We start from the raw sequence: 25,742 nt of genomic DNA, 5'->3' as shown, positions 1-25,742 counted from the left end.
TGTGAGGAAGGTCCCAGGCCGCCGCGGTGCACCGCACGCAGGGCCGCCGCTACAGTCCGTTACGCCAGCCACACAGCCATTCAGCAGCACACGGAGGCGTGAAGATGACACGCGAGTCGGAGTCGGGACTGCCGATCGAGCCCGTTTACGGGCCGGGCGTGTTGGAGGGCTGGGATCCCGCGGCCGAGCTGGGGGAGCCGGGCGCGTTCCCGTTCACCCGCGGTGTGTACCCGTCGATGTACACCGGCCGTCCCTGGACGATGCGGCAGTACGCGGGCTTCGGCACGGCGGCGGAGTCCAACACCCGCTACAAGGGCCTGATCGCCAACGGCACGATGGGCCTGTCGGTCGCCTTCGACCTGCCCACCCAGATGGGCCACGACTCCGACGCGGTGATCGCGCACGGTGAGGTCGGCAAGGTCGGTGTGGCGATCGACTCGGTCGAGGACATGAAGGTCCTCTTCGACGGCATCCCGCTGGACCGCGTGTCGACGTCGATGACGATCAACGCGCCCGCCGCGCTCCTGCTGCTGATGTACCAGCTCGTCGCCGAGGAACAGGGCATCGAGGCGTCCGCGCTGACCGGCACGGTGCAGAACGACGTGCTGAAGGAGTACATCGCGCGGGGCACGTACATCTTCCCGCCCAAGCCGTCCCTGCGGCTGATCGCGGACATCTTCGGATACTGCAGGACCGAGATCCCGAAGTGGAACACCATCTCGATCTCCGGCTATCACATGGCGGAGGCCGGTGCCTCGCCCGCGCAGGAGATCGCGTTCACCCTCGCCGACGGCATCGAGTACGTGCGCACCGCCGTCGCCGCCGGGATGGACGTGGACGATTTCGCGCCCCGCCTGTCGTTCTTCTTCGTCGCCCGCACCACGATCCTGGAAGAGGTCGCGAAATTCCGGGCCGCGCGGCGCATCTGGGCGCGGGTGATGCGCGAGGAGTTCGGGGCGAAGAACCCGAAGTCGCTGATGCTGCGCTTCCACACCCAGACCGCCGGTGTGCAGCTCACCGCGCAGCAGCCCGAGGTCAATCTCGTACGGGTGGCCGTCCAGGGCCTGGCGGCGGTGCTGGGCGGCACGCAGTCGCTGCACACCAACTCCTTCGACGAGGCCATCGCGCTGCCCACCGACAAGTCCGCCCGGCTCGCGCTGCGCACCCAGCAGGTGCTGGCGTACGAGACGGACGTGACCGCGACCGTCGACCCCTTCGCCGGGTCGTACGTGGTGGAGAAGCTGACCGACGACGTCGAGGCCGCCGCGCTGGCGCTGATGGCGAAGGTCGAGGACCTCGGCGGCGCGGTCGCGGCGATCGAGAACGGTTTCCAGAAGTCGGAGATCGAGCGCAGCGCGTACCGGATCGCGCTCCAGACGGACTCCGGCGAGCGCGTGGTGGTCGGCGTGAACCGCTACCAGCTCGACGAGGAGGAGCCGTACGAGCCGCTGCGCGTCGACCCGGCCATCGAGGCCCAGCAGGCCGCCCGGCTGGCGGCCCTGCGCGCGGGCCGCGACCAGGACGCCGTGGACGCGGCGCTGGCGGCCCTGCAGAAGGCCGCGCAGGGCACCGACAACGTCCTCTACCCGATGAAGGAGGCGCTGCGGGCCCGCGCCACCGTCGGGGAGGTCTGCAACGCGCTGCGGGAGATCTGGGGCACGTACGTCCCCACGGACGCCTTCTGATCCGCGCCCGGGCCCGGTGACACCGTCACGCGGGCCCCGGGAGCGCCGTCAGAGCAGGTGGATCTGCGTGATCAGCATCGCCACCAGCACGGTGAGCGTCCAGCCCAGCACCTGCTCCATGAGGTGCTTGCGGTCCTTGGGCCCGCCCGTGCCGGTGCCGGGCTCGGTGTGCGGGCGGGGTGCGGCGAAGTCGCTCACGGTGTCGGTCCTCATCGTGTGGGTGTACGGCCCCTCAGGCCGGTGCGGCCCCCGGAAGTCCTCCACGATGCGCCGTCCGACGCCGCCGGTAAAGGGGCGAATGCCCCACCGGCGGCGATCGTGAGGGATGTCACCCCATGGTCGCCTTCTTCAGGGCGCGCGCCCTGCGGGCCACCCTGCGGACCGTCCGATTGCGCGGCACGAACGCCAGCCGGGCCGGTACCGCGCCCGGCAGCCCGAGCGAGGTCAGCCGCCGCCGCTTGAAGTACGGCCAGGTCGCCGCGCTCAGATGACCCGTCAGATACGCCTCCGCCCCGGCCCGCAGCTTCGGGTACGCCTTCGGCTGCATGCAGAAGCCCACCGCGTGCAGCAGCGGCGTCAGCTCCGCCGCCACCCGCTCGGGCGACGGCGACGACCAGGACCGTACGGCCGAGGCGTCCGCCAGGTCCGGCAGCAGCGCGTGCACGATCGTCACGGGCACCCGGTTGCTGTTCTGGTACGGCGACAGGCGCTCCAGCAGCAGCTTGGTGCCGGTACGGGCCACCGGGATGCCGTACAGCGCCGACGCGGTCAGCAGCGCGGTGGAGAAGCAGCCGACGACCAGCGCGGGGCGGGCCCGCTGGTAGACCACCTCGGCCAGCACCGGCGTGTTGAGCACCGTCAGCCTCGCGCCCAGCCGCTCGGCCTCGGCGCGCAGCGGCTCCGTCCAGTGCGCGGGCGCCGTGGGGTGCGGCTTGAAGACGATCGCGCGGTGCCCGAGGGCGGCGGCGCCGCGCACCATCGACAGGTGCAGCTCCTCCTCCTCGGCCACGGAGAGGATGCCGAGCGCCGACAGGTACTGGCCCAGCAGCAGCGCCGCGCCCTCCGGCACGTCCGCCAGATGCTCCTCGGCGAGGTCGGCGGAGCCCTCCGCGACCTCGGAGAGCACCTTGGTGAAGCCCTCGGTCGGCACCACCTGCGGCTCCACGCCGTGCTCGGAGAGCAGCAGCGGGCGCAGCCCCGGCACCAGGTCCAGGTGGTAGAGCCGGTCGATCCGGGTGTCGACCAGCAGCCCCAGCTTGTTGCGGGTCGGGCCGTACGACATCAGGCCGTCCGCGTACACGCTGATCGGGGCGCCGGTGAAGACCTGCACGAAGGAGAGCGCGGGCGCGACCTGGAGGGACTCGACGATCAGCTCCACCGCGTCGTCGCCCAGGCTCCACAGCATCCGCAGATGCCGTTCCCACAGCGGCACGTCGTCCGGGCGCGGGACCCAGCCGCCCGGGTGCAGCGGGGTGATCGTCTCGTTCCACGACACGATGCGGTCGAAGCGGTCGCGCAGCACCTCGAAGCCGGGCGCCTGGTCGAGCCCCGGATTGGTCTCGGGCACCGACGCGTTGTTGCTGACCACCAGGATGCGGCGGTCGGCGGGCGGGAACGACCCGGAGTCCAGGCCGGCGGCCAGCGTGGCGGCGCCGTACAGCGTGGAGGCCATGAAGAGCTGAGTGGTACGTGCCATCACGCGACCGCCGATCCGTTGTCCGTGGCGTCCGGATCGTCGTCGTCCTCGGGCTTCGCGGCGCCCGCCCCCGCTCCGGCGGCCGGGGAGGCGGAGGCCGCGGTGCGCCGTGCGGCGGGCGACAGCTCCGGGTAAGGATCGGCGTCCAGGCCGTCGGTCCTTACCGGCACCCGCCAGCGCAGGCGGCGGATCTTCACACTGCGCTCCAGGTCCATCGAGTCCAGCGCGTCGGTGAGCACGTCGTGCGGCAGCCGGTTCAGCGCGGCGGCGCTGATCGCCTTGAGCTTGCGGGCCAGCACGGGCTCGAAGCGGTCGATGTTGTCGAGGTGGTGGGCGATGATCGCGCAGTAGGTGCGGACCGCCTTGGGCAGGAACAGCTCCGCGTCCCGGTCCGCGGTGATCTCCGCGATGACCTGGTCGAAGGAGCGAACGAAGTCGAGCTGCCGGATGTCACCGATCTGGGTGAGCGAACTGGCCACGCCGCGCCGGTAGTAGACGCCCAGCAGGCCCAGCACCGCGCAGGACTTCGCCTCGCGGTGCAGCCGCCAGATCCACGGCCGGTCCTCGGCGGTGCGCAGGTGCTCGGGGAAGTGCAGCAGCCCCTCGTCCACGATCCGCCGGTGGTAGGCGCCCGCCCAGGAGTACGGGTAGTCGACCAGCGTCGGGCGGTCGGCGGGCAGGATCGTCGCGCGCGGGTCGAGCCGCTGACCCCGGCGGCCGTACGGCGCCCGGATGATGTTGCGGGTGCTGCCGGTGCACTGCACATGGTCGGTACGGATGAAGTCGACGTCCAACTCCTCCATCGCCCGCACCAGTTGCGGCAGATAGCCCGGGGCCATCCAGTCGTCGCCGTCGAGGAACGTCAGATACGTCCCCCTGGCCGCGTCGATGCCCGCGTTGCGCAGGCTCGCCACCCCGGTGTGGTCACGCCGGATGATCCGTGCGCCGGGCAGCGAGCCGACCCCTTGCTCCAGAAGCTCCGGAGTCCGGTCGGTCGACCCGTCGTCCATCAGCAGGAACTCGAAATCCGAGCGTGCATTGGCACGGAGACTGCGCAGCGCGTCGGGCACGAATTGCTGCACATTGAAAAAGGGCACGATAACGGTGAGCTTGACCACCCGCCGTACCTTAGGGCGTTTGCCTGTCCTTTTGCTTTGCGTCGAGCGTACATCTGGGTAAACGGCAGATGTCGGAGCGATGAAGCAGGCCCCGCACGGGCTCTTCTGCCGGTCGGAGAGCTCCTGGCCTATCCACGGCAGACGGCTAAGTGGCGGCTCTATGTTTACCTGCTGTTGGTCGCCAATTAGCACGATGAACTCAACGGCTTCCTAAGGTCTTGCCGTGCCAAAACGTAAGCCCGGCCCATTGCGGGTCACTGTGATCGCCGACTCGGACACCCGGTGGAAGTGGGGTGCGCTGACCGCGCGCCGGATCGACCCCGAGGCCCGACTCGACGCGCGGCTGCTGCGCGGCCGGGCCACCCCCACGCCCCGCCAACTGGCGGAACTCGGTATTCCGGCCGACTCCATGGAGGAGGCGACCGCCGCCGAGATGCTGGCCGACATCGACGAGGAGAGCTGCGACGTGGTCGTCATCTCCTGCGTCGGCGGCACCGTCCAGGCGCTCCTGCACGGCTTCGCGCGCGCCTGGGAAGGCCGCCCGCAGCGACCGCTGGTCGTCACCGGATACGTCGGCGTCGTATACGAGAAGCTCGCCGACGGTCTGCTGCTGCGCGCCGGGGCCGATGTCGTCCTCGCCAACAGCGCCGACGACGCACGGCGGTTCAGGGACGTGTACGAAGGCGTCGGCTACCGCACCACGAGCATCGTCGAGACCGCGCTGCCGTTCCTCGGCGGCGAGCCGTACCGGCCCGACGACCAGCGGCCGTTCACCGTCACCTTCGCCGTGCAGCCGTCCGCGCCCGAGGGCCGGGCCGACCGGACGCACCTGCTGCGCCGCACTGTCGACCACGCGCGGCGGCACACCGAGCGCGAGGTGCTGGTCAAGCTGCGCAGCAAGCCCGGCGAGCACACCACGCACATCGAGGAACACCCGTACCAGAAGCTGGTCGCCGCCCTCGATCCGCCGGACAACCTCCAGTTGGTCTACGGCAACATGGCCGACGTCCTGGACCGTACGGACCTGCTGGTCACGGTCAGTTCGACCGCCGCGCTCGAATCGCTGCACCGGGGCATCCCGACCGCGATCCTCACCGACCTCGGCATCCGCGAATCGCTCGGCAACCACCACTTCCTCGGCTCCGGCTGCTTCGCCTCCTGGGACGAACTGGACGACGGCCACGTGCCGCACGCCCACCCCGACTGGACCGCGGCCCACGGCGTCGCCGCCCTCGCGCCCTTCGCCGCCCTGCGCGCCCGCGTCCAGGCACTGCTCGCCGAACCCGAACTGCCGCGGATCACGCCGTACTACACGCTGCGCACCGCCCCCGGTTACCTCCCCGGTGTCCTCGCCCGCCACGGCCTCGACCCCAAGGGCGAACCCGTCGGCGGCCTCGCCCCGCGCGACCCCGGCCCCGTCCGCCGCGCGGTCCGCGACTTCGTCCGCAACTCCGCCCGCACCGCCTACCGCCAGGGCGTCCAGCGCGTCGCCCCCACCATCCGCCGCTGGGGCCAGCTGTGACGGCCCGCACGCGATTCCCGGCCGAGCGCGCGGTTCCCCGCGCCCCTGGAGCGGCCGTCCTCCGCATACGCGGCGAAAGCACAGAGCCCCTCGCGGGAGCGGGGCGCCGGGGCCGCCGGGCCCGAAAGACGACAGGAGTCACCCGATGAGCGACCGATCCACCACCCCGGCCGGAAGCGTCCTTGCCGTCATCCCCGCGCGCGGGGGGTCCAAGGGGGTGCCCGGCAAGAACCTGGCGCCGGTGGGCGGGGTGCCGCTGGTGGCGCGGGCGGTGGCGGCCTGCGTCGAGGCCGGGCGGGTGACCGCGGTCGTCGTCTCCACCGACGACCCCTCCATCGCCGAGGTCGCGCGCGCCGCGGGCGCCGAAGTCGTCCTGCGCCCGGCGGCGATCGCGGGCGACACCGCGACCAGCGAGGCCGCGGTGCTGCACGCGATGGACGCCCACGAGGCGATGAGCGGCGCGGCCACCGACGTCGTCCTGCTCGTCCAGTGCACCAGCCCGTTCATCACCGCGGAGGAGGTCGACGGCGTCGCCGCCGCGGTGCTGGACGGCGGCGCGGACACCGCCCACACCGTCGCCCCCTTCCACGGCTTCATATGGCGCGAGGCCGGGGACGCGGCGGCGGCCGACACGTCGCACGAGCCGGCGAACGGGACCGCGGAAGCCCCATCGGGCAGGACGGCCGACGTCACCGCGCCCGCCTCCGCCGTCACCGCACCTGCCGTCACCGCGCCCGCCTCCGCCGTCACCGCGCCCGCCGCCGGGGGCGCCGTCGGCGTCAACCACGACAAGTCCACCCGGCCGCGCCGCCAGGACCGGCCGCAGGACCTGCTGGAGACCGGCACCGCGTACGCGATGCGCGCCGACGGCTTCCGCGCCGCGAACCACCGCTTCTTCGGCAGGACCGCGCTGGTGCGCACCGACCCGGCCCGCGTGCTGGAGATCGACGAACCCGCCGACCTCGAACGGGCCCGTGCCCTCGCCCCGCTGCTCGACCCGCGCACGACGACCCCCGGCTGGGGCGACGTCGACGCGGTCGTCCTCGACTTCGACGGCACCCAGACCGACGACCGGGTGCTGATCGACGCCGACGGGCACGAGTCGGTCACCGTGCACCGCGGTGACGGCCTCGGCGTCGCGGCCCTGCGCCGCGCCGGAATGCCTGTCCTCATCCTGTCCACCGAGACCAACCCGGTCGTCGCCGCACGGGCCCGCAAGCTCAAGGTCCCCGTGCTGCACGGCATCGACCGCAAGGACCTCGCCCTCAAGCAGTGGTGCGAGGAGAACGGCATCGCGCCCGAGCGGGTGCTCTACGCGGGCAACGACGTCAACGACCTGCCGTGCTTCGGCCTGGTCGGCTGGCCCGTCGCCGTCGCCGGTGCCCACGACGTGGTGCGCGCCTCGGCCCGCGCCATCACCACCGCCCAGGGCGGTCACGGCGCGATCAGAGAGATCGCCGCCTGGCTGCTGGGCCCCACTCTCGCCCGCTGACAAGCAGCCGCCGGCGACCGCCGACCCCGGCCGCGCCGGCGGCACACATCCATCCCCCCGACAGTCCCAACCCGTAAGGAACACCCTCGTGACCACATCCATCCCCGCAAACCTCCGCCGCGTCGGCTCCCGCCACATCGGCAACGGACAGCCCGTCTACGTCACCGGCGAGATCGGCATCAACCACAACGGCGACCTGGAGAACGCGTTCGCACTGATCGACGCGGCCGTCGCCGCGGGCTGCGACGCGGTCAAGTTCCAGAAGCGCACCCCGGAGATCTGCACCCCGCGCGACCAGTGGGAGATCGAGCGCGACACCCCCTGGGGCCGTATGACGTACATCGACTACCGGCACCGCGTCGAGTTCGACGAGGCCGGCTACCGGTCGATCGACGAGTACTGCCGCAAGCGCGGCATCGACTGGTTCGCCTCCCCGTGGGACGTCGAGTCCGTCGCCTTCCTGGAGAAGTTCGACGTGCCCGCCCACAAGGTGGCCTCCGCCTGCCTGACCGACGACGACCTGCTGCGCGCCCTGCGCGGCACCGGCCGCACCGTGATCCTGTCCACCGGCATGTCCACGCCGAAGCAGATCCGGCACGCGGTCGAGGTGCTCGGCAGCGACAACATCGTGCTGTGCCACGCCACGTCGACGTACCCGGCCAAGCACGAAGAGCTGAACCTGCGCATGATCAACACCCTCCAGTCCGAGTACCCGAACGTGCCCGTCGGCTACTCCGGCCACGAGGTCGGCCTCCAGACCACGCTCGCCGCGGTCGCGCTCGGCGCCGTCTTCGTCGAGCGGCACATCACCCTCGACCGCGCCATGTGGGGCTCCGACCAGGCCGCCTCGGTCGAGTCGACCGGCCTGGAGCGCCTGGTGCGCGACATCCGGATCATCGAGACCTCCCTCGGTGACGGCGTCAAGAAGGTCTACGAGGGCGAGCTCGGCCCGATGAAGAAGCTGCGCCGCGTCGCGGGCGTCGTCGCCGAGTCCGAGGCCGCGGGCGTCGAGGCACCCGCCGCCGTCTGACCCCGGAAGGGCGGCGGGGATCACTGACCAGGACCGGCGGGACCGCGGGACCTTCGGGTCTCCCGGTCCCGCGCACAACCGCAGAGGAAAAGGGGAACGGCCATGACCGGTAAGCCCGCAGTCGCGGCCGGGCAGGTGCCCGCACCGGGTATCGGCGCCGTCGCGCTCGTCGAGTCACCCGTCCAGCTCCTCAACGTCCTGGAGTGGGCGCACATCCATCCGCCCACCGTCCCCGCCGCCCGCACCACCGGTGAACCGGCCGTACCCGCCGAACCGGAACCGGTCGCGCGACCGCTCACCGTCGTCGTCCTGTCCCCGGTCGACCCCACCAGCCGCGGCCAACTGCGCCGCATGGCCGAACTCGCCCGCGACGAGGGCGCGGTGGTCCGCTGGTTCGAGGCCCGCGGCAGCCGCGGCGGCCTCCTGCGTACGGCGGTCTCGCTCGCGCCGCTGCTCTTCCGGGTCGAGCACCTCGTGATCGGCGACCCGTTCTCACGCCTCGTCCAGGTGCTGCTCCCGCTGTGCCGCGCCCGTGAGCTGACCGTCGTGGACGACGGCACCGCGACCATGGAGTTCACCGAAATCCTCTCCAGAGGCGGCCGGTTGGTGCGCTGGCACCGCTCGGGGCGGCGCCGTTCGCCCGTCGACGCGGCCTTCGGGATCTTCTCCTCCGCGGCCCGCCGCCGCCTGACGCCCGGCAAGCGGCGCCATGTCGAACTCTTCAGCGCGATGCCCGCGACGCCGCCTCCGGGGATGGCGCTGCGCACCAACCGCTTCGCCTGGACCCGCAGCCGCTTCGGGCCGCCGCGCACGCTGGCGGGCACCGACCTGATCGGCACCTCCCTCGTCGAGACCGGCGTCGTCGACCCCGAGCGGTACCTCGCCGTCGTCCGCTCGCTCGCCGAACGGCACGGCGCCAAGCGGTACTTCGCCCACCGCCGCGAGGCCGTCGACAAGCTCCACCGGCTCGCCGCCGAGACCGGCCTGGAGATCGTCCGGCCCGACCTCCCGCTCGAACTCGTCGCCCGCCGCGGCCCGATCGGCCGGACCGTCCTGTCCTTCCCCTCCACGGTCGTGCACACGCTGCCGCTCGCGCTCGGCGGTACGGGAGTCCGTATCGTCGTCATCGACATCGACCAGGAGTGGCTGACGGCCGCCGCCTCGCCGCGCGCCCACACCTTCCTGACCGGCATCAACCACTCGGCCCGTGACCTGCACGGCCTGAACGGGGCCGAGTCCCCGAGCCCGGCCTGAGTCCCGGGTCCCGCCTGAGCCCCAGGGCCCCGGGTCGGGCTCAAGTCCCGGGTCCCGCCTGAGGCCCAGGGCCCCGGGTCCGGCTCAAGTCCCGCCGCCTCAGGGGACCTTGGTGACTTTGGTGACGGTGGTGTCGTCGGCGTCGAGCCGCCGCCCGTCCGCGGCGTGGACCTCCAGCGTGCGCAGGGGACGTCCCTGGCGGAGGTCGGTCAGCTCCGAGTGCGGCTCGTCGGGGGCGAAGAGATTGCGCTCGCCCCACTGCCGCAGCGCGACGACGACGGGGAACAGATCCTTGCCTTTCGGCGTCAGTACGTACTCGCGGTAGGCGCTGCCGTCCGAGGCGGGGACGGTGTCGAGCACCCCGGCGGCGACCAGCGAGCGCAGGCGCGCGGTGAGGATGTTCTTTGCGACGCCGAGACCGCGCTGGAACTCCCCGAAGCGGCGGCTGCCGTCGAAGGCGTCCCGCACGATCAGCAGGGACCACCAGTCCCCGATGGTGTCGACCGAGCGCGCGACGGGGCAGTCGCTGTCGTCGAAGCGGGTCCGCTCCACCATGTCGCCCTCCCTCTGTGACGTGTTCCATCCTGGTTGCATCATGCTACCGGATCGGCCTATGGTCCACCTGGTAGCAAGATGAAACCAGCGAGGGAGGGCGTGGCGTGGGAAGAGCGTGCGAGGTCGTGGGCGAGGCCGTTCCTGTCGATACGGCGCGGAGCGCGGGGCCCGGCGCGGCGAAACCCGGATTCACGCTGACCCGAGGCATCACCCTGCTCTTCGCGGTCGCCTGCGGCACCTCCGTGGCCAACGTCTACTTCGCGCAGCCCCTCCTGGTCACCCTGGGCCGCGACTTCTCGATCGGTACGGCGACGGTCGGCGCGATCGTGACGCTGACCCAGGTCGGTTACGGCCTCGGCCTCTTCTTCCTCGTACCGCTCGGCGACCTGCTCGACGGCAGACGCCTCGTCGTGGCACAACTCCTGCTCCTGGCAGGGGCGTTGACGGCGGTCGGCACCGCGGGCGACGCGGCGCTCCTGCTCGTGGGGCTCGCCGCCGTGGGACTGCTCGCGGTCGTCACCCAGACGCTCGTCGCCTTCGCCGCGTCGCTGGCTCCGCCCGGCGAACGCGGGCGCGTCGTCGGCCTGGTGACCAGCGGCGTGGTCACCGGCATCCTGCTCGCCCGTACCGCCTCCGGCGTCCTGGCCGACCTCGCGGGCTGGCGCTCGGTCTACCTCACCTCCGCCGTCCTGACCTGCGTGCTCGCCCTGGCCCTGCACCGCCTGCTGCCGTCCCGTCCCGGCGCTCCGCGAACGTCCGGGGGATACGGGCGGCTGCTGCGCTCCACCGTCACGCTGTTCGCGCGGGAACGCCTGCTCCGGATACGAGCCCTGCTCGCGCTCCTGGTCTTCGCCGCCTTCAGCGTCCTGTGGAGCAGCGTCGCGCTGCCGCTCAGCGAACCCCCGCTCTCCTTGTCCCACACCGCGATCGGCGCCTTCGGCCTGGCCGGGGCCGCCGGCGCCCTGGCAGCCACCGCGGCCGGCCGCCTCAACGACCGCGGCCTGTCCCAGCGCACCACCGGCATCGCCCTGACCCTGCTCACCGCCTCCTGGCTGCCCCTCGCCTTCACCCGCCAGTCCCTCTGGGCCCTCGCCGTCGGCGTCATCGTCCTCGACCTCGCCGTACAGGCCGTCCACGTCACCAACCAGACCCTCGTCCACGCCTTCCGCCCCGAAGCCGGCAGCCGCCTCATCGGCGGCTACATGGTCTTCTACTCCCTCGGCAGCGCCTCCGGCGCCTTCGCCGCCACCACCCTCTACGCCGCCGCGGGCTGGCCCGCCGTCTGCGCCCTCGGCGCCGCCCTGAGCCTGGCCGCTCTCCTCCTCTGGGCGGCCACAACTCCGCGCCGCCGCGAACCGCGCTGACGCTGTGGGGCGAGCCGATCTTTTTGGGGCGCTGGGGGCACCTCCCAGCGGTATCTGGGGGAGGAACTGCGCGGGCGGCCGAGACGTGGCTGCACGTCACCACCGGCCCCAGCGGGGCGATTCGGCTGTTGTCGGACCACCGGCCGGCGGGGCCAACGGGGCGGCGGTTCAGCCTCGTTCGCCTCACGTCAAGGCTGACGTAACCAAATGATCACCCCCGTGAGGTTGGCTTCGGGAATGACGGAGGGTTTAAGGGCCCCGGCCCACGTAGCGATCCTCGCCGGAGGCGACCCCGGTGGATTGGACGGCGACTCGCGTGCCCTGAGGGTGGCGGACGCGGCGCGGGCGGCGGGCTATCGGGTCACGCTGATCGGCAGGGCACCGGCGACGGTGACGCCGAAGGGCGTGGACGTACGGAAGGTCGCCGTGCGCGGCGTACTCGGCGCGCACCGGGTGCGGCGGCCGAGACCCGGGCTGCGCTGGCCGCTGGCGTACCGGAGCGCGGCGGCGTACGACCACCGCACGGCACTGGTGACGGCCGAGCGCGCGGTGCTCGTCACCCGCACCGCGGAACTGGACGTCGTGCACCGGGCGTTGCCGCTGCTGGCGGCGGCCCGCACGGGCCACGCGCTGGCGTGGCTGCGGCACGGACTGCGGGCCGGATGGACACGGCTGCGCGCGGCGCAGTACCTGGCGGCGGTCCGCCGCCGCAAAAGCCCGACGGCCCGGCTGGACAACTTCGTCACCGAGACGCTGCGGCTGCTGCTCGGCCGCCGCGCGTGGCGCCGCCTCGACCCCGGCCTGCTGGACGAGGAGGTCGCGTACGGCCCGGTGCTGGACGCCGTCCGCCCGCATCTGATCCACGCGCTCGGCCACCGGGCGCTCGGCGTCGCCACCCGCGCGGCGCTGCGGGCCGAAGGGGCGGGGCACCGTATCGAGGTCGTGTGGGACGCGCCGCCGCGCACCCCGGCCGCCTCCCGCCGCGCGGCCGTGGCGGGCGAGGCGTACGAACGGACCTTCGCGCCCGAGGCCGACGGCGTCGTCACCGTCGGCGAGGGCCTGGCAAGGGAGTTGCGCGCACGGCACCGGCTGGCGGCCACGCCCGCCGTGGTCCGCAACGCCCCGCCGCTGGCCGCCGCCTCCGTCGCCGCGCACCCCGCGGGCATCAGGGCGCGCTGCCATCTGGCGCCCGACATCCCGCTGTTGGTGCACACAGGACCCGTCACCCCGGACCGCGGCCCGGCCACCGTCGTGGAGGCGCTGCCCAAGCTGTACGACCTGCACGCCGCCTTCGTCGTGCCCGACCCCGGCCACCCGCACCTGCGCGAGCTGCGCGAGCGCGCCGCCCAACTCGGGGTCCACGGACGGCTGCACGTCCTCCCGTACGTCCCCGTCGCCGAGATCCCGCGCTTCCTCGCGTCCGCCGACATCGGCGTCCTGCCCGTCCATCAACTCCCGCACCACCAAACGGTGCTGGCCACCCGCTACTTCGAATACGCCCACGCCCGGCTGCCCGTGGTCGTCAGCGACGTCCGCGCCATGGCCGCCGCCACCCTCGAACTCGGCAACGGCGAGGTCTTCCGCGCCCGCGACACCGCCGACTTCGTCCGCGCGGTCGGCGCCGTCCTCACCAACCCGCGCCGCTACCGCAAGGCATACGACCGCACCGACATCCTCCGCCAATGGTCCTGGCAGACCGAGTCCGCCCCCCTCCTCGACCTCTACACCCGCCTCCTGGGCCCCCGCCCCTCCGACACCTGAGCCCCCTGAGCCCCCTGAGCCCCCGCCCGGTCCGCCAGCAACAGCGCGAGCGGCCCCGCGGGCAACAGAAACCGACCGTCCCCGGCGGCGCGCAAAGCCTCTCCCATGGACCACCACCCGAGCGCGAAGTCCGCTTCGCTTTCCGCGAGTTCCTGCGGACCACAACTCAGGCCGCGCGCTTCGTAGAGATACACGCGGGCGGGCGTGGCGACGGTGAGCGCGAACGACCCCAGCGATCGCCACACCGCCTACCAGACCGTGGCTGGCGACCGGAAAGCCGGAGTGGAGATCGCCGCGTTCCTGCCGAACCCTCACACCCGACGCCCCGGCCGGGGTGCGAGCCCTGCTCCACGAGCGGTTGGCGTGGGCCTGCGCCGTCGCGGGACTCGCCACGGAAGCGGAGAAGGCGCTCAGCCACGCCGAGGAAGCACTGGCCGACGTCGGCGCCGCGCCCCAACCCGACTGGGTGGCATGGGTCGACAGCAACGAACTCCAGATCATGTCCGGCCGCTGCTGGAGCGAACTGCGCCGTCCGCTGCGCGCCGTGCCCGTGCTGGAGGCAGCACTGGCCGGGTACGACGACAGCCACGCCCGCGACAAAGCGCTCTACCTGTCGTGGCTGGCCGCCTCCTACCTGACCGCCGGAGAGATCGAACAGGCCGCCAAGGTCACCGGCCGGGCGCTCGACCTCGCCAACGGGGTCGCATCCGTCCGTCCGAAGCAGCGCCTCGCACCGTTTGTGGAGCGGCTCGCGCGGCACCGTGATGTCGCCGCGGTGGCGGACGTGCTGGAGAAGGCAGCGGTCTGAGGGTTACGAAGCCGCTTCGGGCGTGGTGTTCGTCTCGATCCACCGGAAGGACGCCTCCGAACCGGCGACGACCGGCACCGCCGACACCTCGGGGTTGTCCCACGGATGGTGCCGCAACAGATGATCTTCGAGGGCCTGGTACCGCTCCGCCCGGGTGGTCAGCAGCAACCGCCACTCCTCCCCGGTACCGAACTTCCCCAGGTGCCAGAACACCGATGTCACCGGCCCGACGACCTGCGCCCCCGCGGCCAGCCGCTCACGCACCGCGGACGCGGCCAACTCCACCGCCTGGTCACGAGTTTCCGTAGCAGTGCTCACCTGAAGGAAGTCGCCCATGTCGCGAGAGTATCCGCCGCGTTGGGCGCGCAGCCGGGCGCGGTGGGCGGCGGAGGTGCGGGGCACGGGGGCGTGGGGCGCGGAACACTCGGGCGGCACACGTTGCCGTAACACGAGGGTCGTAAGGTAAGGGGTCTCACCCGTGAGGCGGGGGTCGTCGGAGACGGTCGCGTTGCCTCGCGTGGGACGGCTCGTTGAGCCAGTATGGGTGTAAGAGACCTAAAAAGTTTTCTTACCCCCGAGGGTGACTGGGTATGCGCCGATCGGGCGACTTCTTCTCCTCCCGCAGGACAAAAACTTTCCCGATCACGTAAGAGGAGCCGGTGATGGGCCCTACGCTGACTGAGGTGAACGATTCACCTACACCGCCGTCCGACGGGCTGACCGCGGCTGTGCTGTCCGGTCTCGCCGAGACCGTCGTGGACGACGCACTGCGCGCCGAGCTGATCGCCTTCCGCCGTGACCTGCACAGGAACCCCGAACTGGGGCGGCAGGAGTTCCGGACGACCGAGCAGATCAGGGCCCGGCTGGAGCGCGCGGGGCTGAGCCCGCGGGTGCTGCCCGGCGGGACCGGACTGGTGTGCGACATCGGCGACACGGACGACAGCGGCAGCGGCAGCGGCGAAGACACCGGCGCGGCACGCCCCCAGCGCCCCCGCCTCGCCCTGCGCGCCGACCTGGACGCGCTGCCGGTGCCCGACACCAAGACCGTGGAGTACCGATCGACGGTCGAGGGCCGGGCGCACGCGTGCGGCCACGACGTGCACACCACGATCGTGCTCGGCGCCGGCCTGGTCCTCGCGGAGCTGGACAAGCGGGGCGCGCTCCCGCGCCCGGTGCGGCTGGTGTTCCAGGCGGCCGAGGAGATCATGCCCGGCGGCGCGCTGGACGCGATCAAGGCGAACGTGCTCGACGGCGTCGACCGTATCCTCGCGGTGCACTGCGACCCCAAGGTGGAGGTCGGCAGGATCGGGCTGCGCCAGGGGCCGATCACCTCGGCCGCCGACCGGCTGACCCTGACGCTGGAGGGCCCCGGCGGACACAGCGCCCGCCCGCATCTGACCACCGACCTGGTGATGGCCACCGCGAAGCTCGCCGCCGAACTGCCCGCCGTACTGGCCAGGCGCGTGGACCCCAGGTCCGGGCTGAGCATCGTGTGGGGCCGCATCCAGGCCGGGCACGCGGCCAACGTCATCCCGCAGTACGCGGAGCTGGAGGGCACCGTCCGCTGCCTGGACCTGACGGCCTGGCACGACGCACCCGACCTGGTGCACGAGGTGATCGACCAGATCACGGCGATGTACCGGGCGAAGTGCGAGATCACCTACCAGCGCGGTGTGCCGCCGGTGGTCAACGAAGCGGTCTCGGTGGAGCTGCTGCGGGACGCGATGACCGCGCGCTACGGCCTGCACGCGGTCGAGGACACCGAGCAGAGCCTGGGCGGCGAGGACTTCTCCTGGTATCTGGAGCGGGTGCCGGGCGCGCTGGCCCGGCTCGGCGTGCGGCCGGTCGGCGACACCGCCAAGCGCGATCTGCACCAGGGCGATTTCGACGTGGACGAGGGGGCGATCGCGGTCGGCGTGGAGCTTTTCACGGCGGCTGTCCTGCTGTCCTGACACCGGGTGAACCCCCCGCTACCGGTCCGTCACCTGGCTGAAATGCGTCGATCCGATAACGGGCCGTCATTCGGTCTTTACCTGACATCTACGCGCGTTAAGCTCCCGCTTAGCCAGCGCCGGACGGGGCGCTTCAGACTGAAGGGGACCCTCTTGCGCCGGGTATCCAAGATCATCGTCGCGGGTATGGTGTCCGCGACTCTGGGGCTCACTGCCACCGCGTGCGGCAGCAGCAGCTCCTCGGACAGCGGCAAGGACAAGGGCGTCGGTCTCGCCTTCGACGTCGGCGGCCGTGGCGACCACTCCTTCAACGACTCCGCGGCCCGCGGCATGGACAAGGCCGTCAAGGAGTTCAAGATCGGGTCGAAGGACCAGACCGCCAGCAACGGCGAGACGGAGTCCGACCGCGAGCAGCGCCTCGACCTCCTCGCGGGCGGCGGCTACAACCCCGTCGTGGCGGTCGGCTTCACCTACGGCGACTCGGTCACGAAGATCGCCAAGAAGTACCCCAAGGTGACCTTCGGCATCGTCGACTCGGTCGTGGACCTGCCCAACGTCGACTCCATGGTCTTCGCCACCGAGCAGAGCTCGTACCTCGCCGGTGTGGCCGCGGCCCTGAAGACCAAGACCAACAAGGTCGGCTTCATCGGCGGTGTGCACAACACCCTGATCGGCACCTTCGACGCGGGCTTCGCCCAGGGCGTCAAGGACACCAAGCCGTCGGTCCAGCTCACCCGCCAGTACCTGTACGAGACCGACACCAAGGGCTTCAACGACCCGACGTCGGCGCAGGGCAAGGCGCAGGGCATGCTCGACAGCGGCGTGGACGTGATCTACACCGCCGCCGGTCTGTCCGGTGACGGCGCGATCCAGGCGGTGGCGGGCAAGGCCGGCGCCTGGGCGATCGGCGTGGACTCCGACCAGTACGAGGACCCGGCCCTGGCCAAGTACAAGGACCACATCCTGACCTCGGCGGTCAAGAACGTCGACGTGGCCACGTACGACCTGATCAAGTCGGTGCACGAGGGCAAGGCCAAGACCGGCACCAACACGTACGACCTGGCCAACGACGGTGTGTCGCTGGCGACGTCCGGCGGTTTCATCGCCGACATCCAGTCGCAGCTCGACACGGCCAAGCAGAAGATCGTCTCGGGCGCGATCAAGGTGAGCTCGAAGCCGTGACGTAAGCCGGGGACCCGGCCACGGGTCCCCGCTGGACCGGCGGTACGACAACCGGTTCGCGAGGCTCGGCGGGGGGATGCTGCGGCGCCCCCCGCCGAGCCTCGATCACTGTGCGGAACCATGTGGGAACACCCGGAAATCCCAGGAACCGTCCTGTCGGAATCCCGTGGTCCCCAGCCTGTGGAATGAACACAACTACGCGCGTAGAGTGCCATTTCCGCGATACGTTCACGCGATACCTTCACCCCACCCGCCCTGCCGCTCCGAGCCTTTCCCCCCAGGAGAGTGCGTCATCAACGCGTCCACGAGTCCACCCGCCGCCCCGGCCCCCGGCCGGTCCGCCGCGCCGCCCGCCGTCGAACTGCGCGGCATCACCAAGCGGTTCCCCGGCGTCGTCGCCAACCACGACATCGACATCACTGTGCGCAGCGGCACCGTGCACGCCCTCGTGGGCGAGAACGGCGCCGGCAAGTCCACCCTGATGAAGATCCTCTACGGCATGCAGAAGCCCGACGAGGGCACCATCGCCATCGACGGCGAGGTGGTGACGCTCGGCGACCCCGGCGACGCCATCGCCCGCGGGATCGGCATGGTGCACCAGCACTTCATGCTCGCCGACAACCTCACCGTGCTGGAGAACACCGTCCTCGGCAGCGAGGGCCTGCACGGCATCGGCGGCAAGGCCCGCGCCCGGATCAAGGAGCTGTCCGACGCCTACGGCCTCGGCGTACGCCCCGACGTCCTGGTCGAGGACCTGGGCGTCGCCGACCGGCAGCGGGTGGAGATCCTCAAGGTCCTCTACCGCGGCGCCCGCACGCTGATCCTGGACGAGCCGACCGCAGTCCTGGTGCCGCAGGAGGTCGACGCGCTCTTCGAGAACCTGCGCGGACTGAAGGCCGAGGGCCTGACCGTCATCTTCATCTCGCACAAGCTCGGCGAGGTGCTGTCGGTCGCCGACGTCATCACCGTCATCCGGCGCGGCACCACCGTCGGCGAGGCGGACCCGGGGACCACCACGGCCAAGCAGCTCGCCGAGCTGATGGTCGGCAGCGAACTGCCCTCGCCCGAGACCCGCGAGTCGACCGTCACCACCGAGCCGATGCTCACCGTGGACGGGCTGCGGCTGGGCACCGTCGACCTCGACGGCATCGAGCGCAAGGTGCTCGACGACATCTCCTTCACCATCCACAAGGGCGAGATCCTCGGTATCGCGGGCGTCGAGGGCAACGGCCAGGCCGAACTGGTCGAGGCCATCATGGGCATGCGGGAGCTGGACTCCGGCGGCCTCGTGCTCGACGGCAGCGACATCGCCCACGTGCCGACCCGCAAGCGGCGCGAGGACGGCATCGGCTACATCCCCGAGGACCGGCACCGGCACGGCCTGCTGCTGGAAGCGCCGCTGTGGGAGAACCGCATCCTCGGCCATGTCACCGAGCGCCCCAACAGCCGCGGCTTCCTGATCGACTCCGGCGCCGCCCGCCGCGACACCGAGCGGATCGTCAAGGAGTACGACGTCCGTACCCCCGGCATCGAGGTCACCGCGGCCTCGCTGTCCGGCGGCAACCAGCAGAAGCTGATCGTCGGCCGCGAGATGAGCCACCTGCCCAAGCTGCTGATCGCCGCGCACCCCACCCGGGGCGTGGACGTCGGCGCGCAGGCGCAGATCTGGGACCAGATCCGTGAGGCCCGCCGCGAGGGTCTGGCGGTGCTGCTGATCTCCGCCGACCTCGACGAGCTGATCGGCCTGTCCGACACTCTGCGCGTCATGTACCGGGGACGGCTCGTCGCCGACGCCGACCCCGCCACCATCACCCCGGAAGAGCTGGGATCCGCGATGACCGGTGCCGCCAGCGGCCATCTCGAACACGGGGCCGGGACCGACACCTCGGCCGTCTCAGAGGACCGGCCCAAGAAGCTCGGGGGAGAGGACCGATGAAGAAGTTCGACAAGGACCGGCTGGCCCTGGGCGTCGCCGCCCCCGTGCTCGCCGTCGTCGGCGCGCTGGTGGTCACCGCCCTGGTGCTGCTGGCCACCGGCAAGGAGCCGTTCCACGCGTTCGACGTGATGGTGAACTACGGCAGCAAGACCGACAGCCAGGTCTACATCCTCAACAAGGCGACCACGTACTACCTCGCGGGTCTCGCGGTGGCGGTCGGCTTCCGGATGAACCTGTTCAACATCGGTGTGGACGGCCAGTACCGGCTCGCGGCCTTCTTCGCCGCCGCCGCGGGCGGCGCGATGTCGATCCCCGGCATCATCCAGATCCCGGTCATCATCCTCACCGCCATGGTCGTCGGCGCGCTGTGGGCGGCCATCGCGGGTGTCCTCAAGGTGACCCGGGGGGTCAGCGAGGTCATCTCCACGATCATGCTGAACTCCCTCGCGGGCATCGTGATCGGCTACTTCCTGCGCGACGGACGGCTCGGCGTCACCGACAAAGCGGCGAACATGATCTCCACCAAGCCGCTGCCGTCCTCCAGCCACCTGTTCAACTTCACCACCTCCACCGACCCGGTCTTCGGCTTCATCGTCTTCGCGGTGCTGGCCGGTGTCATCTACTGGTTCGTGCTCTCGCGCACCCGCTTCGGCTTCGACCTGCGCGCGGTCGGCCGCTCGGAGTCCGCCGCCGAGGCCAGCGGCGTCAGCGTCAAGAAGATGGTCGTCACCAGCATGCTGATCTCCGGCGCGATGGCCGGACTCGTCGGCATGCCGACCCTGCTCAACCAGTCGTACGAGTACGGCACGGACTTCCCGACCGGTATCGGCTTCACCGGTATCGCGGTCGCCCTGCTCGGCCGCAACAACCCGATCGGCATCGGCATCGGCGCCCTGCTCTGGGCCTTCCTGGAGCGGGCCTCCAACGGCCTGGAGTTCGAGGGGTACGACAAGGAGATCGTCGGCGTCATCCAGGGCGTCATCGTCCTGGCCGTCGTCATCGCCTACGAACTGGTCCGCCGCTACGGCATCACCCGCCAGCAGCGCCAGGTGGGCGCGGAACTCGCCGCGGCGTCCGGTCCGGGCAACGGAACAGGCCCCGGCGCCGGCAACGGTTCAGGCACCGGCAACGGCACCGGCAACGGCAATGGCCCCGACTCCGGCCCCGACGACAAGCAGGAGGTGACGGCGTGACTGCCACCGCTACCCAGACCCCGCCGCCGGCCGCGCCGCGCGTGACCAACGGCGGCAAGGCGCCCCGGCTCAAGCTCACCTTCCCGGTGATCCTGCTGATGATCGCCGCCGCGCTGATCGTCGTCTCCCTGGTCCGGATCATCACCGGCGCCAACGACATCACCTCCGACGGCCAGATCGCCGGAGCGCTCGCCGGCGCCGTACCGATCGGCCTGGCAGGACTCGCCGGCCTGTGGTCCGAGCGGGCCGGTGTGGTCAACATCGGCCTCGAGGGCATGATGATCCTCGGCGCCTTCTTCGGCGCGGCGGTGGGCTGGCAGACCGACCCGTGGCTCGCCGTCCTGGCCGGTGTGCTCGGCGGCGCGGCGGGCGGCCTCGTGCACGCGATCGTCACCGTCACCTTCGGCGTCGACCACATCATCGCCGGTGTCGCCATGAACATCCTCGCCACCGGCGTCACCGCGTACCTCGCCAAGCGCTGGTTCACCGTCGGCGAGGCGGCCTCCAAGGGCGGCAGCCCCAAGCAGTCCCCGCCGATGGACTCCATCAAGTCCTTCACCGTGCCCGGACTCTCGCACTGGCTGGCCACCGTCGAGAACCACCACTGGTTCCTGATCTCCGACGTGGCGGGCATCCTCGGCGGCCTGGTCACGCACATCTCGTCGCTGACCATCCTCACGCTGGTGCTCTTCGTCGCCACCTTCTTCGTGCTGTGGCGCACCGCCTTCGGCCTGCGGCTGCGGTCCTGCGGCGAGAACCCGGTCGCCGCCGAATCCCTCGGCGTCAACGTGTACTTCTACAAGTACATGGCCGTCATCGTCTCCGGCGGCCTCGCCGGACTCGGCGGCGTCTTCCTCGCCATCGGCACGCACTTCTACCTCGCGGGCCAGACCGGCGGACGCGGCTACATCGGTCTCGCCGCCATGATCTTCGGCAACTGGCGCCCCGGCGGACTCGCCATGGGCGCGGGCCTGTTCGGGTACGCCGACAGCCTCCAGCTCCGCAACGGCAGCTCCTCCGTGCACGCCCTGCTGCTCCTGCTCGCGCTGCTGCTGCTGGCCATGGCCGCCTGGAAGTTCTTCCGCAAGTCCTACGTGCCCGCCGCCGTCGCCTTGGGCTTCGCCGTCCTGCTCGCCGTCTGGTACGCGCTGACCGACTCCGTCCCCGACGAGGTCGTCCAGGCCACGCCGTACGTCGCCACGCTGCTCGTCATGGGCCTGTCCGCACAGCGGCTGCGCATGCCGAAGGCGGACGGGGTCCCGTACCGGAAGGGGGAGGGCGGATGACGCCTCCCGTCACCGACCCGGCCGCCGTCGACTGGGACCGCCTGCGGTCCGCCGCCCGGGAGATCATGGAGAAGGCGTACGCGCCCTACTCCGGTTTCCCGGTCGGCGCCGCGGCGCTGGCCGTCGCCGACGACGGCACGGTCCGTACGGTCGTCGGCTGCAACGTCGAGAACGCCGCGTACGGGGTCGCGCTGTGCGCCGAGTGCGGGCTGGTCTCGGCGCTGCACGCCTCGGGCGGCGGCAGACTGACCGCCTTCACCTGCTCCGACCTGCGCGGCAACCTGTTGATGCCGTGCGGGCGGTGCCGCCAACTGCTGTGGGAGAACGGCGGGCCCGGCCTGCTGGTCGACACCGCGGGCGGCATCCGGCCGATGAGTGAGATCCTGCCGGACGCGTTCGGCCCGGAAGACCTGAACCGCTGACGCGGTTGAACCGCTACACCGCTAGGACTATTCGTGGACGTCATTTCCGTCATCCGTACCAAGCGGGACCGCCAGAGGCTGAGCGACGACCAGATCGACTGGGTCATCGACGCCTACACGCGCGGTGCCGTCGCCGACGAGCAGATGTCGGCGCTCGCCATGGCCATCCTGCTCAACGGCATGGACCGCGCCGAGATCGCCCGCTGGACCGCCGCGATGATCGACTCCGGTGAGCGGATGGACTTCTCGGCGCTCACCCGCCCCACCGCGGACAAGCACTCCACCGGCGGCGTCGGCGACAAGATCACGCTGCCGCTGGCCCCGCTGGTCGCCGCGTGCGGCGCCGCTGTCCCGCAGCTCTCCGGGCGCGGCCTCGGCCACACCGGGGGCACCCTCGACAAGCTCGAATCCATCCCCGGCTGGCGCGCCTCGATCTCCAACGAGGAGATGCTGGCCGTCCTGGACGACGTCGGCGCCGTCATCTGCGCCGCCGGGGACGGGCTCGCGCCCGCCGACAAGAAGCTGTACGCGCTGCGCGACGTGACCGGGACGGTCGAGGCCATCCCGCTGATCGCCTCCTCGATCATGTCCAAGAAGATCGCCGAGGGCACCGGGTCGCTCGTGCTCGACGTCAAGGTCGGCTCCGGCGCCTTCATGAAGTCCCTTGAGGACGCACGGGAGTTGGCGTCCACCATGGTCGGGCTCGGCACCGACCACGGCGTCCGCACGGTCGCCCTGCTCACCGACATGTCCGTACCCCTCGGGCTCACCGCGGGTAACGCGCTCGAAGTCCGCGAATCCGTCGAGGTGCTGGCCGGTGGCGGCCCCGCCGATGTCGTCGAGCTGACCCTGGCGCTCGCCCGCGAGATGCTGGCCGCCGCCGGGCTTCCCGACGCCGACCCCGCCAAGGCGCTCGCCGACGGCTCCGCCATGGACGTCTGGCGCCGCATGATCCGCGCCCAGGGCGGTGACCCTTCCGCTCCGCTCCCGGTGGCCCGCGAAACCCTCGTCGTCCCCGCGCCCGCCTCCGGCGTCCTCACCTCCCTCGACGCCTACGCCGTCGGTGTCGCCGCCTGGCGGCTCGGCGCCGGCCGCGCCCGCAAGGAGGACTCCGTCCAGGCGGGGGCCGGGGTCGAGCTGCACGCCAAACCGGGCGACTCCGTCGTAGCGGGCCAGCCCCTCCTGACCCTCCACACCGACACGCCGGAAAAGTTTCCGTACGCGGAGGAAGCCCTCGACGGCTCCTTCTCCGTTGCCCCGGAGGGTGCCGCCTTCTCCCCCCGCCCGATCATCCTCGACCGCATCGTCTAGGCCCCCGCGCCGGGCCCGCTGCCTTTGCGCAGGGCCTGGCCTTTAGGGGCGCGGGGAGGCACGGTGCCCGTGCGCAGGGCCTGGTTTTTAGGGGCGCGGGGAACTGCGCGCTCAGCCACGATGCTCCCGCAGGTCACCACCCGCCCCGGCGGGGCAGTTCGGTTGTCTCCGGACCACCGGCCGGTGGGGGCGGGCCGCGCAGTTCCTCCCCCAGCTACCGCTGGGAGGTGCCCCCAGCGCATTACAGGATCGGCCCACCGCCCTGGGTGGAAGGGGCGTCGGGGCCGCGCCCCGTAGAAGATCGGCTCACCGCCCCGGAGGGGCTCCCCGGGGATGTGTCAGGATCGGCGGATGGTGGGGATGAGGACGTGGGCGGTGGCGGCGGCGGCCGCAACGGTGTTGGCGGTGGGCGGGTGCGGGACGGACGCGGGGTCCGAGGCGGCCGTGGGGCTGCCGACGGACGCGGCACCCCCCGCGCCGGCGCCGGTGGTGACGGAACCGCCGTGTCCGGAGGGCGGCCTGGCCGTCACCGGTGAGGAACCGGACGCCGCGATGGGCCTGCGGGCGATGGCCGTCTACGTGACGAACTGCGGGAAGTCGCCGCGCACCGTGGAGGGTTACCCGCGGACGTATGTTCTGGACAAGGCGCGCGAGCGCCTGAAGGTGACGGTCCATCAGGGCTTGTCGATCACGACCGGCATCGACGACCCGGCCCCGACACGTATCGAACTGCGGCCGGGACAGCGGGCGTTGACAGTGCTGGTGTGGCGCAACACGGTGACGGACAGCACGGTGGCGGCGAGCACGGGCGAATACCTGGAGATCACGCCGGTCAAGGACGCCCCGCCCCAACGCGTGACGATGATGGTCGACTTGGGCACCACCGGAAAGCTGGACGTCACGGCGTGGCGGCGCCCGGCCGCCTGAGCGCGAGGCCCGCGACGAGCCCGACGGCGCCGACGGTCGCCAGCGCGAGCGACACCGTCGCGCCCCACCCCCCGGCGTGGAACGCGCCGGCGCCGAGCGTGCCGCCGAGGCTGTTGCCGATGTAGTACGCGGTCAGGTAGAGCGCGGACGCCTGCGCGCGGCCCGTGAGGGCCGTCCGGCTGACCGCGCCGGAGGCGGCCGAGTGGCCGGTGAAGAAACCGGCCGTGACCAGGACGAGCCCGAGCAGGATCAGGGCCAGGGACCCGGACAGGGTGAGCAGCAGCCCGGCGGCGCACAGTACGGCGGCGACGGTGAAGGCGCCGCGCAGGCCCGTACGGGCGAGGAGCGCGCCGGACGCGGCGGAGGCGGCCGTACCGACGAGGTAGACGAGGAAGATCGCGCCGACGGCGGTCTGGGAGAGGCCGAAGGGCGCGGCGGTCAGCCGGTAGCCGAGGACGGTGTAGACGGCGCCGAAGACCGCCATGAAGAGCAGGCCGATCGCGTAGAGGCCGCGCAGCAGCGGGTCGCCGAGGTGCCCGGTGACCGTGCGCCACAGCGCGGCCGGACGCACGGGTCCCGGCGTGAAGTGCCGGGCGGGCGGCACGAGCAGCCGGAAGGCGACCGCGCAGGCCAGCGCCGACAGGCCGACGGCGAAGAGCGCGGCGCGCCAGCCGAACGCCTCGGAGAGGACCCCGCCGACGACGCGCGAGCTCATGCCGCCGATGGAGTTGCCCGCCACGTACAGGCCGATCGCGGAGGGGACGGCGGCCGGGTGGACTTCCTCGGCGAGATACGCCATCGCGGTCGCGGGCAGCCCGGCGAGCGCCACGCCCTGCACGGCGCGCAGCGCGACGAGGACGGCCGGGTTGGGCGCGAAGGGCACGGCGAGGGCGAGCAGCGAGGCGGCGAAGACGGAGGCCGTCATCACCGGCGTACGGCCGTACTTCTCGCTGAAGGCGCTGACCGGCAGGAGCGCGACGGCCAGCGCGGCCGTCGTCGCCGAGACGGTGAGGCTGGCCCGCGCGGGGCTCAGCGACAGGCCGGAGGACAGGGCGGGCAGCAGCGCCTGCGTGGAGTAGAGCAGGGCGAAGGTGGCCAGTCCCGCGGCGAACAGCGCGAGGTTGGCGCGGCGGTAGCCGGGGGAGCCGGGGCGGAGCCGGTCATCGGCCGTGGTGGCGGCCTGCGTTCGGGCTCGGGCGTTCGCGCGGGTCGCGGCGACCGCCCCGGTGTCGGCGGGTGACATGTCAC

At 71.8% G+C, this 25,742-nt stretch carries 22 protein-coding genes; 16 read left to right on the top strand and 6 right to left on the bottom strand.

Annotation, left to right across the window (positions count from 1 at the left end; genetic code table 11):
* The first annotated feature begins 104 nt into the window (after positions 1 to 104).
* The gene (locus ACIQCJ_RS10270) at positions 105 to 1,685 is read left to right on the top strand and encodes a methylmalonyl-CoA mutase family protein (RefSeq protein WP_355336879.1); all 1,581 of its coding nucleotides are present in this window, start codon (positions 105 to 107) and stop codon (positions 1,683 to 1,685) included.
* A gap of 48 nt (positions 1,686 to 1,733) precedes the next feature.
* Here ACIQCJ_RS10270 and ACIQCJ_RS10265 read toward each other — a convergent pair whose 3' ends face one another.
* From ACIQCJ_RS10265 to ACIQCJ_RS10255, 3 genes are all read right to left on the bottom strand, one after another.
* Positions 1,734 to 1,898, bottom strand: a complete 165-nt coding sequence (locus tag ACIQCJ_RS10265; RefSeq protein ID WP_355336880.1) for an SCO1431 family membrane protein — start codon at positions 1,896 to 1,898, stop codon at positions 1,734 to 1,736.
* Between the two features lie 115 nt (positions 1,899 to 2,013).
* Positions 2,014 to 3,381: an alpha-2,8-polysialyltransferase family protein gene (locus tag ACIQCJ_RS10260; protein ID WP_355336881.1), complete on the bottom strand. Its 1,368-nt coding sequence runs from the start codon at positions 3,379 to 3,381 to the stop codon at positions 2,014 to 2,016.
* Positions 3,381 to 4,499 (bottom strand): glycosyltransferase family 2 protein, encoded by a 1,119-nt coding sequence (locus tag ACIQCJ_RS10255; protein WP_355336882.1) that lies wholly within the window; start codon positions 4,497 to 4,499, stop codon positions 3,381 to 3,383. The genes ACIQCJ_RS10260 and ACIQCJ_RS10255 overlap by 1 nt, the downstream gene beginning before the upstream one ends.
* 223 nt (positions 4,500 to 4,722) lie before the next feature.
* Between ACIQCJ_RS10255 and ACIQCJ_RS10250 the strand changes: the two genes are divergently transcribed.
* The 4 genes from ACIQCJ_RS10250 to ACIQCJ_RS10235 all read left to right on the top strand — a co-directional run bounded on the left by ACIQCJ_RS10250 (position 4,723) and on the right by ACIQCJ_RS10235 (position 9,797).
* Complete coding sequence (locus ACIQCJ_RS10250; RefSeq protein WP_391163316.1) at positions 4,723 to 6,021, top strand: DUF6716 putative glycosyltransferase; 1,299 nt, start codon at positions 4,723 to 4,725, stop codon at positions 6,019 to 6,021.
* 145 nt (positions 6,022 to 6,166) lie between these two features.
* Positions 6,167 to 7,513, top strand: a complete 1,347-nt coding sequence (locus ACIQCJ_RS10245) for a cytidylyltransferase domain-containing protein (protein ID WP_402711150.1) — start codon at positions 6,167 to 6,169, stop codon at positions 7,511 to 7,513.
* A gap of 88 nt (positions 7,514 to 7,601) precedes the next feature.
* Positions 7,602 to 8,543, top strand: a complete 942-nt coding sequence (locus ACIQCJ_RS10240) for an N-acetylneuraminate synthase family protein (RefSeq protein ID WP_355336885.1) — start codon at positions 7,602 to 7,604, stop codon at positions 8,541 to 8,543.
* Positions 8,544 to 8,645: 102 nt separating this feature from the next.
* Positions 8,646 to 9,797: a hypothetical protein gene (locus ACIQCJ_RS10235; RefSeq protein ID WP_402711149.1), complete on the top strand. Its 1,152-nt coding sequence runs from the start codon at positions 8,646 to 8,648 to the stop codon at positions 9,795 to 9,797.
* 99 nt (positions 9,798 to 9,896) lie between these two features.
* On the opposite strand, the gene ACIQCJ_RS10230 is transcribed toward ACIQCJ_RS10235, so the two are convergent.
* Positions 9,897 to 10,352, bottom strand: coding sequence for a winged helix-turn-helix transcriptional regulator (locus tag ACIQCJ_RS10230; protein WP_402711148.1), 456 nt, complete (start codon positions 10,350 to 10,352; stop codon positions 9,897 to 9,899).
* Positions 10,353 to 10,546: 194 nt separating this feature from the next.
* Between ACIQCJ_RS10230 and ACIQCJ_RS10225 the strand changes: the two genes are divergently transcribed.
* The 3 genes from ACIQCJ_RS10225 (at position 10,547) to ACIQCJ_RS10215 (ending at position 14,285) form a co-directional block, all read left to right on the top strand.
* Complete coding sequence (locus ACIQCJ_RS10225) at positions 10,547 to 11,716, top strand: MFS transporter (protein WP_402711285.1); 1,170 nt, start codon at positions 10,547 to 10,549, stop codon at positions 11,714 to 11,716.
* Between the two features lie 300 nt (positions 11,717 to 12,016).
* Positions 12,017 to 13,477, top strand: coding sequence for a glycosyltransferase (locus ACIQCJ_RS10220; protein WP_391163313.1), 1,461 nt, complete (start codon positions 12,017 to 12,019; stop codon positions 13,475 to 13,477).
* Positions 13,478 to 13,811: 334 nt separating this feature from the next.
* Positions 13,812 to 14,285 (top strand): hypothetical protein, encoded by a 474-nt coding sequence (locus ACIQCJ_RS10215; protein WP_402711147.1) that lies wholly within the window; start codon positions 13,812 to 13,814, stop codon positions 14,283 to 14,285.
* 3 nt (positions 14,286 to 14,288) lie between these two features.
* Here the strand turns inward: ACIQCJ_RS10215 and cutA are convergent, their stop codons facing one another.
* Entirely contained in the window at positions 14,289 to 14,621 is a 333-nt protein-coding gene (gene cutA, locus ACIQCJ_RS10210; protein ID WP_401855704.1) for a divalent-cation tolerance protein CutA, read from the bottom strand.
* A gap of 326 nt (positions 14,622 to 14,947) precedes the next feature.
* On the opposite strand from cutA, the gene ACIQCJ_RS10205 reads away from it, so the two are divergent.
* The 8 genes from ACIQCJ_RS10205 to ACIQCJ_RS10170 all read left to right on the top strand — a co-directional run bounded on the left by ACIQCJ_RS10205 (position 14,948) and on the right by ACIQCJ_RS10170 (position 24,494).
* A complete protein-coding gene (locus tag ACIQCJ_RS10205; protein ID WP_402711145.1) occupies positions 14,948 to 16,237 on the top strand; it encodes an amidohydrolase in 1,290 nt (429 codons plus the stop codon).
* A 153-nt stretch (positions 16,238 to 16,390) separates the two neighbouring features.
* A complete protein-coding gene (locus ACIQCJ_RS10200; RefSeq protein ID WP_355336891.1) occupies positions 16,391 to 17,419 on the top strand; it encodes a BMP family ABC transporter substrate-binding protein in 1,029 nt (342 codons plus the stop codon).
* Between the two features lie 235 nt (positions 17,420 to 17,654).
* Complete coding sequence (locus tag ACIQCJ_RS10195; RefSeq protein ID WP_391050579.1) at positions 17,655 to 19,355, top strand: ATP-binding cassette domain-containing protein; 1,701 nt, start codon at positions 17,655 to 17,657, stop codon at positions 19,353 to 19,355.
* Complete coding sequence (locus ACIQCJ_RS10190) at positions 19,352 to 20,548, top strand: ABC transporter permease (RefSeq protein WP_402711144.1); 1,197 nt, start codon at positions 19,352 to 19,354, stop codon at positions 20,546 to 20,548. Before ACIQCJ_RS10195 ends, ACIQCJ_RS10190 begins: the two co-directional genes overlap by 4 nt.
* Entirely contained in the window at positions 20,545 to 21,834 is a 1,290-nt protein-coding gene (locus ACIQCJ_RS10185) for an ABC transporter permease (RefSeq protein ID WP_355336893.1), read from the top strand. Before ACIQCJ_RS10190 ends, ACIQCJ_RS10185 begins: the two co-directional genes overlap by 4 nt.
* Positions 21,831 to 22,256: a cytidine deaminase gene (locus tag ACIQCJ_RS10180; protein ID WP_355336894.1), complete on the top strand. Its 426-nt coding sequence runs from the start codon at positions 21,831 to 21,833 to the stop codon at positions 22,254 to 22,256. Before ACIQCJ_RS10185 ends, ACIQCJ_RS10180 begins: the two co-directional genes overlap by 4 nt.
* A 33-nt stretch (positions 22,257 to 22,289) precedes the next feature.
* A complete protein-coding gene (locus ACIQCJ_RS10175; protein WP_402711143.1) occupies positions 22,290 to 23,567 on the top strand; it encodes a thymidine phosphorylase in 1,278 nt (425 codons plus the stop codon).
* A gap of 489 nt (positions 23,568 to 24,056) precedes the next feature.
* The gene (locus tag ACIQCJ_RS10170) at positions 24,057 to 24,494 is read left to right on the top strand and encodes a DUF4232 domain-containing protein (RefSeq protein WP_355336896.1); all 438 of its coding nucleotides are present in this window, start codon (positions 24,057 to 24,059) and stop codon (positions 24,492 to 24,494) included.
* Here ACIQCJ_RS10170 and ACIQCJ_RS10165 read toward each other — a convergent pair.
* Entirely contained in the window at positions 24,466 to 25,737 is a 1,272-nt protein-coding gene (locus tag ACIQCJ_RS10165; protein ID WP_402711142.1) for an MFS transporter, read from the bottom strand. The two genes, ACIQCJ_RS10170 and ACIQCJ_RS10165, sit on opposite strands and share 29 nt — an antisense overlap.
* Between the last annotated feature and the right edge of the window lie 5 nt (positions 25,738 to 25,742).

Source organism: Streptomyces sp. NPDC093221, assembly GCF_044753885.1.
GTDB lineage: Bacteria > Actinomycetota > Actinomycetes > Streptomycetales > Streptomycetaceae > Actinacidiphila.
The sequence above is the reverse complement of the archived record's forward strand: the minus strand, read 5'-3'. Positions and strand labels throughout refer to the sequence as shown.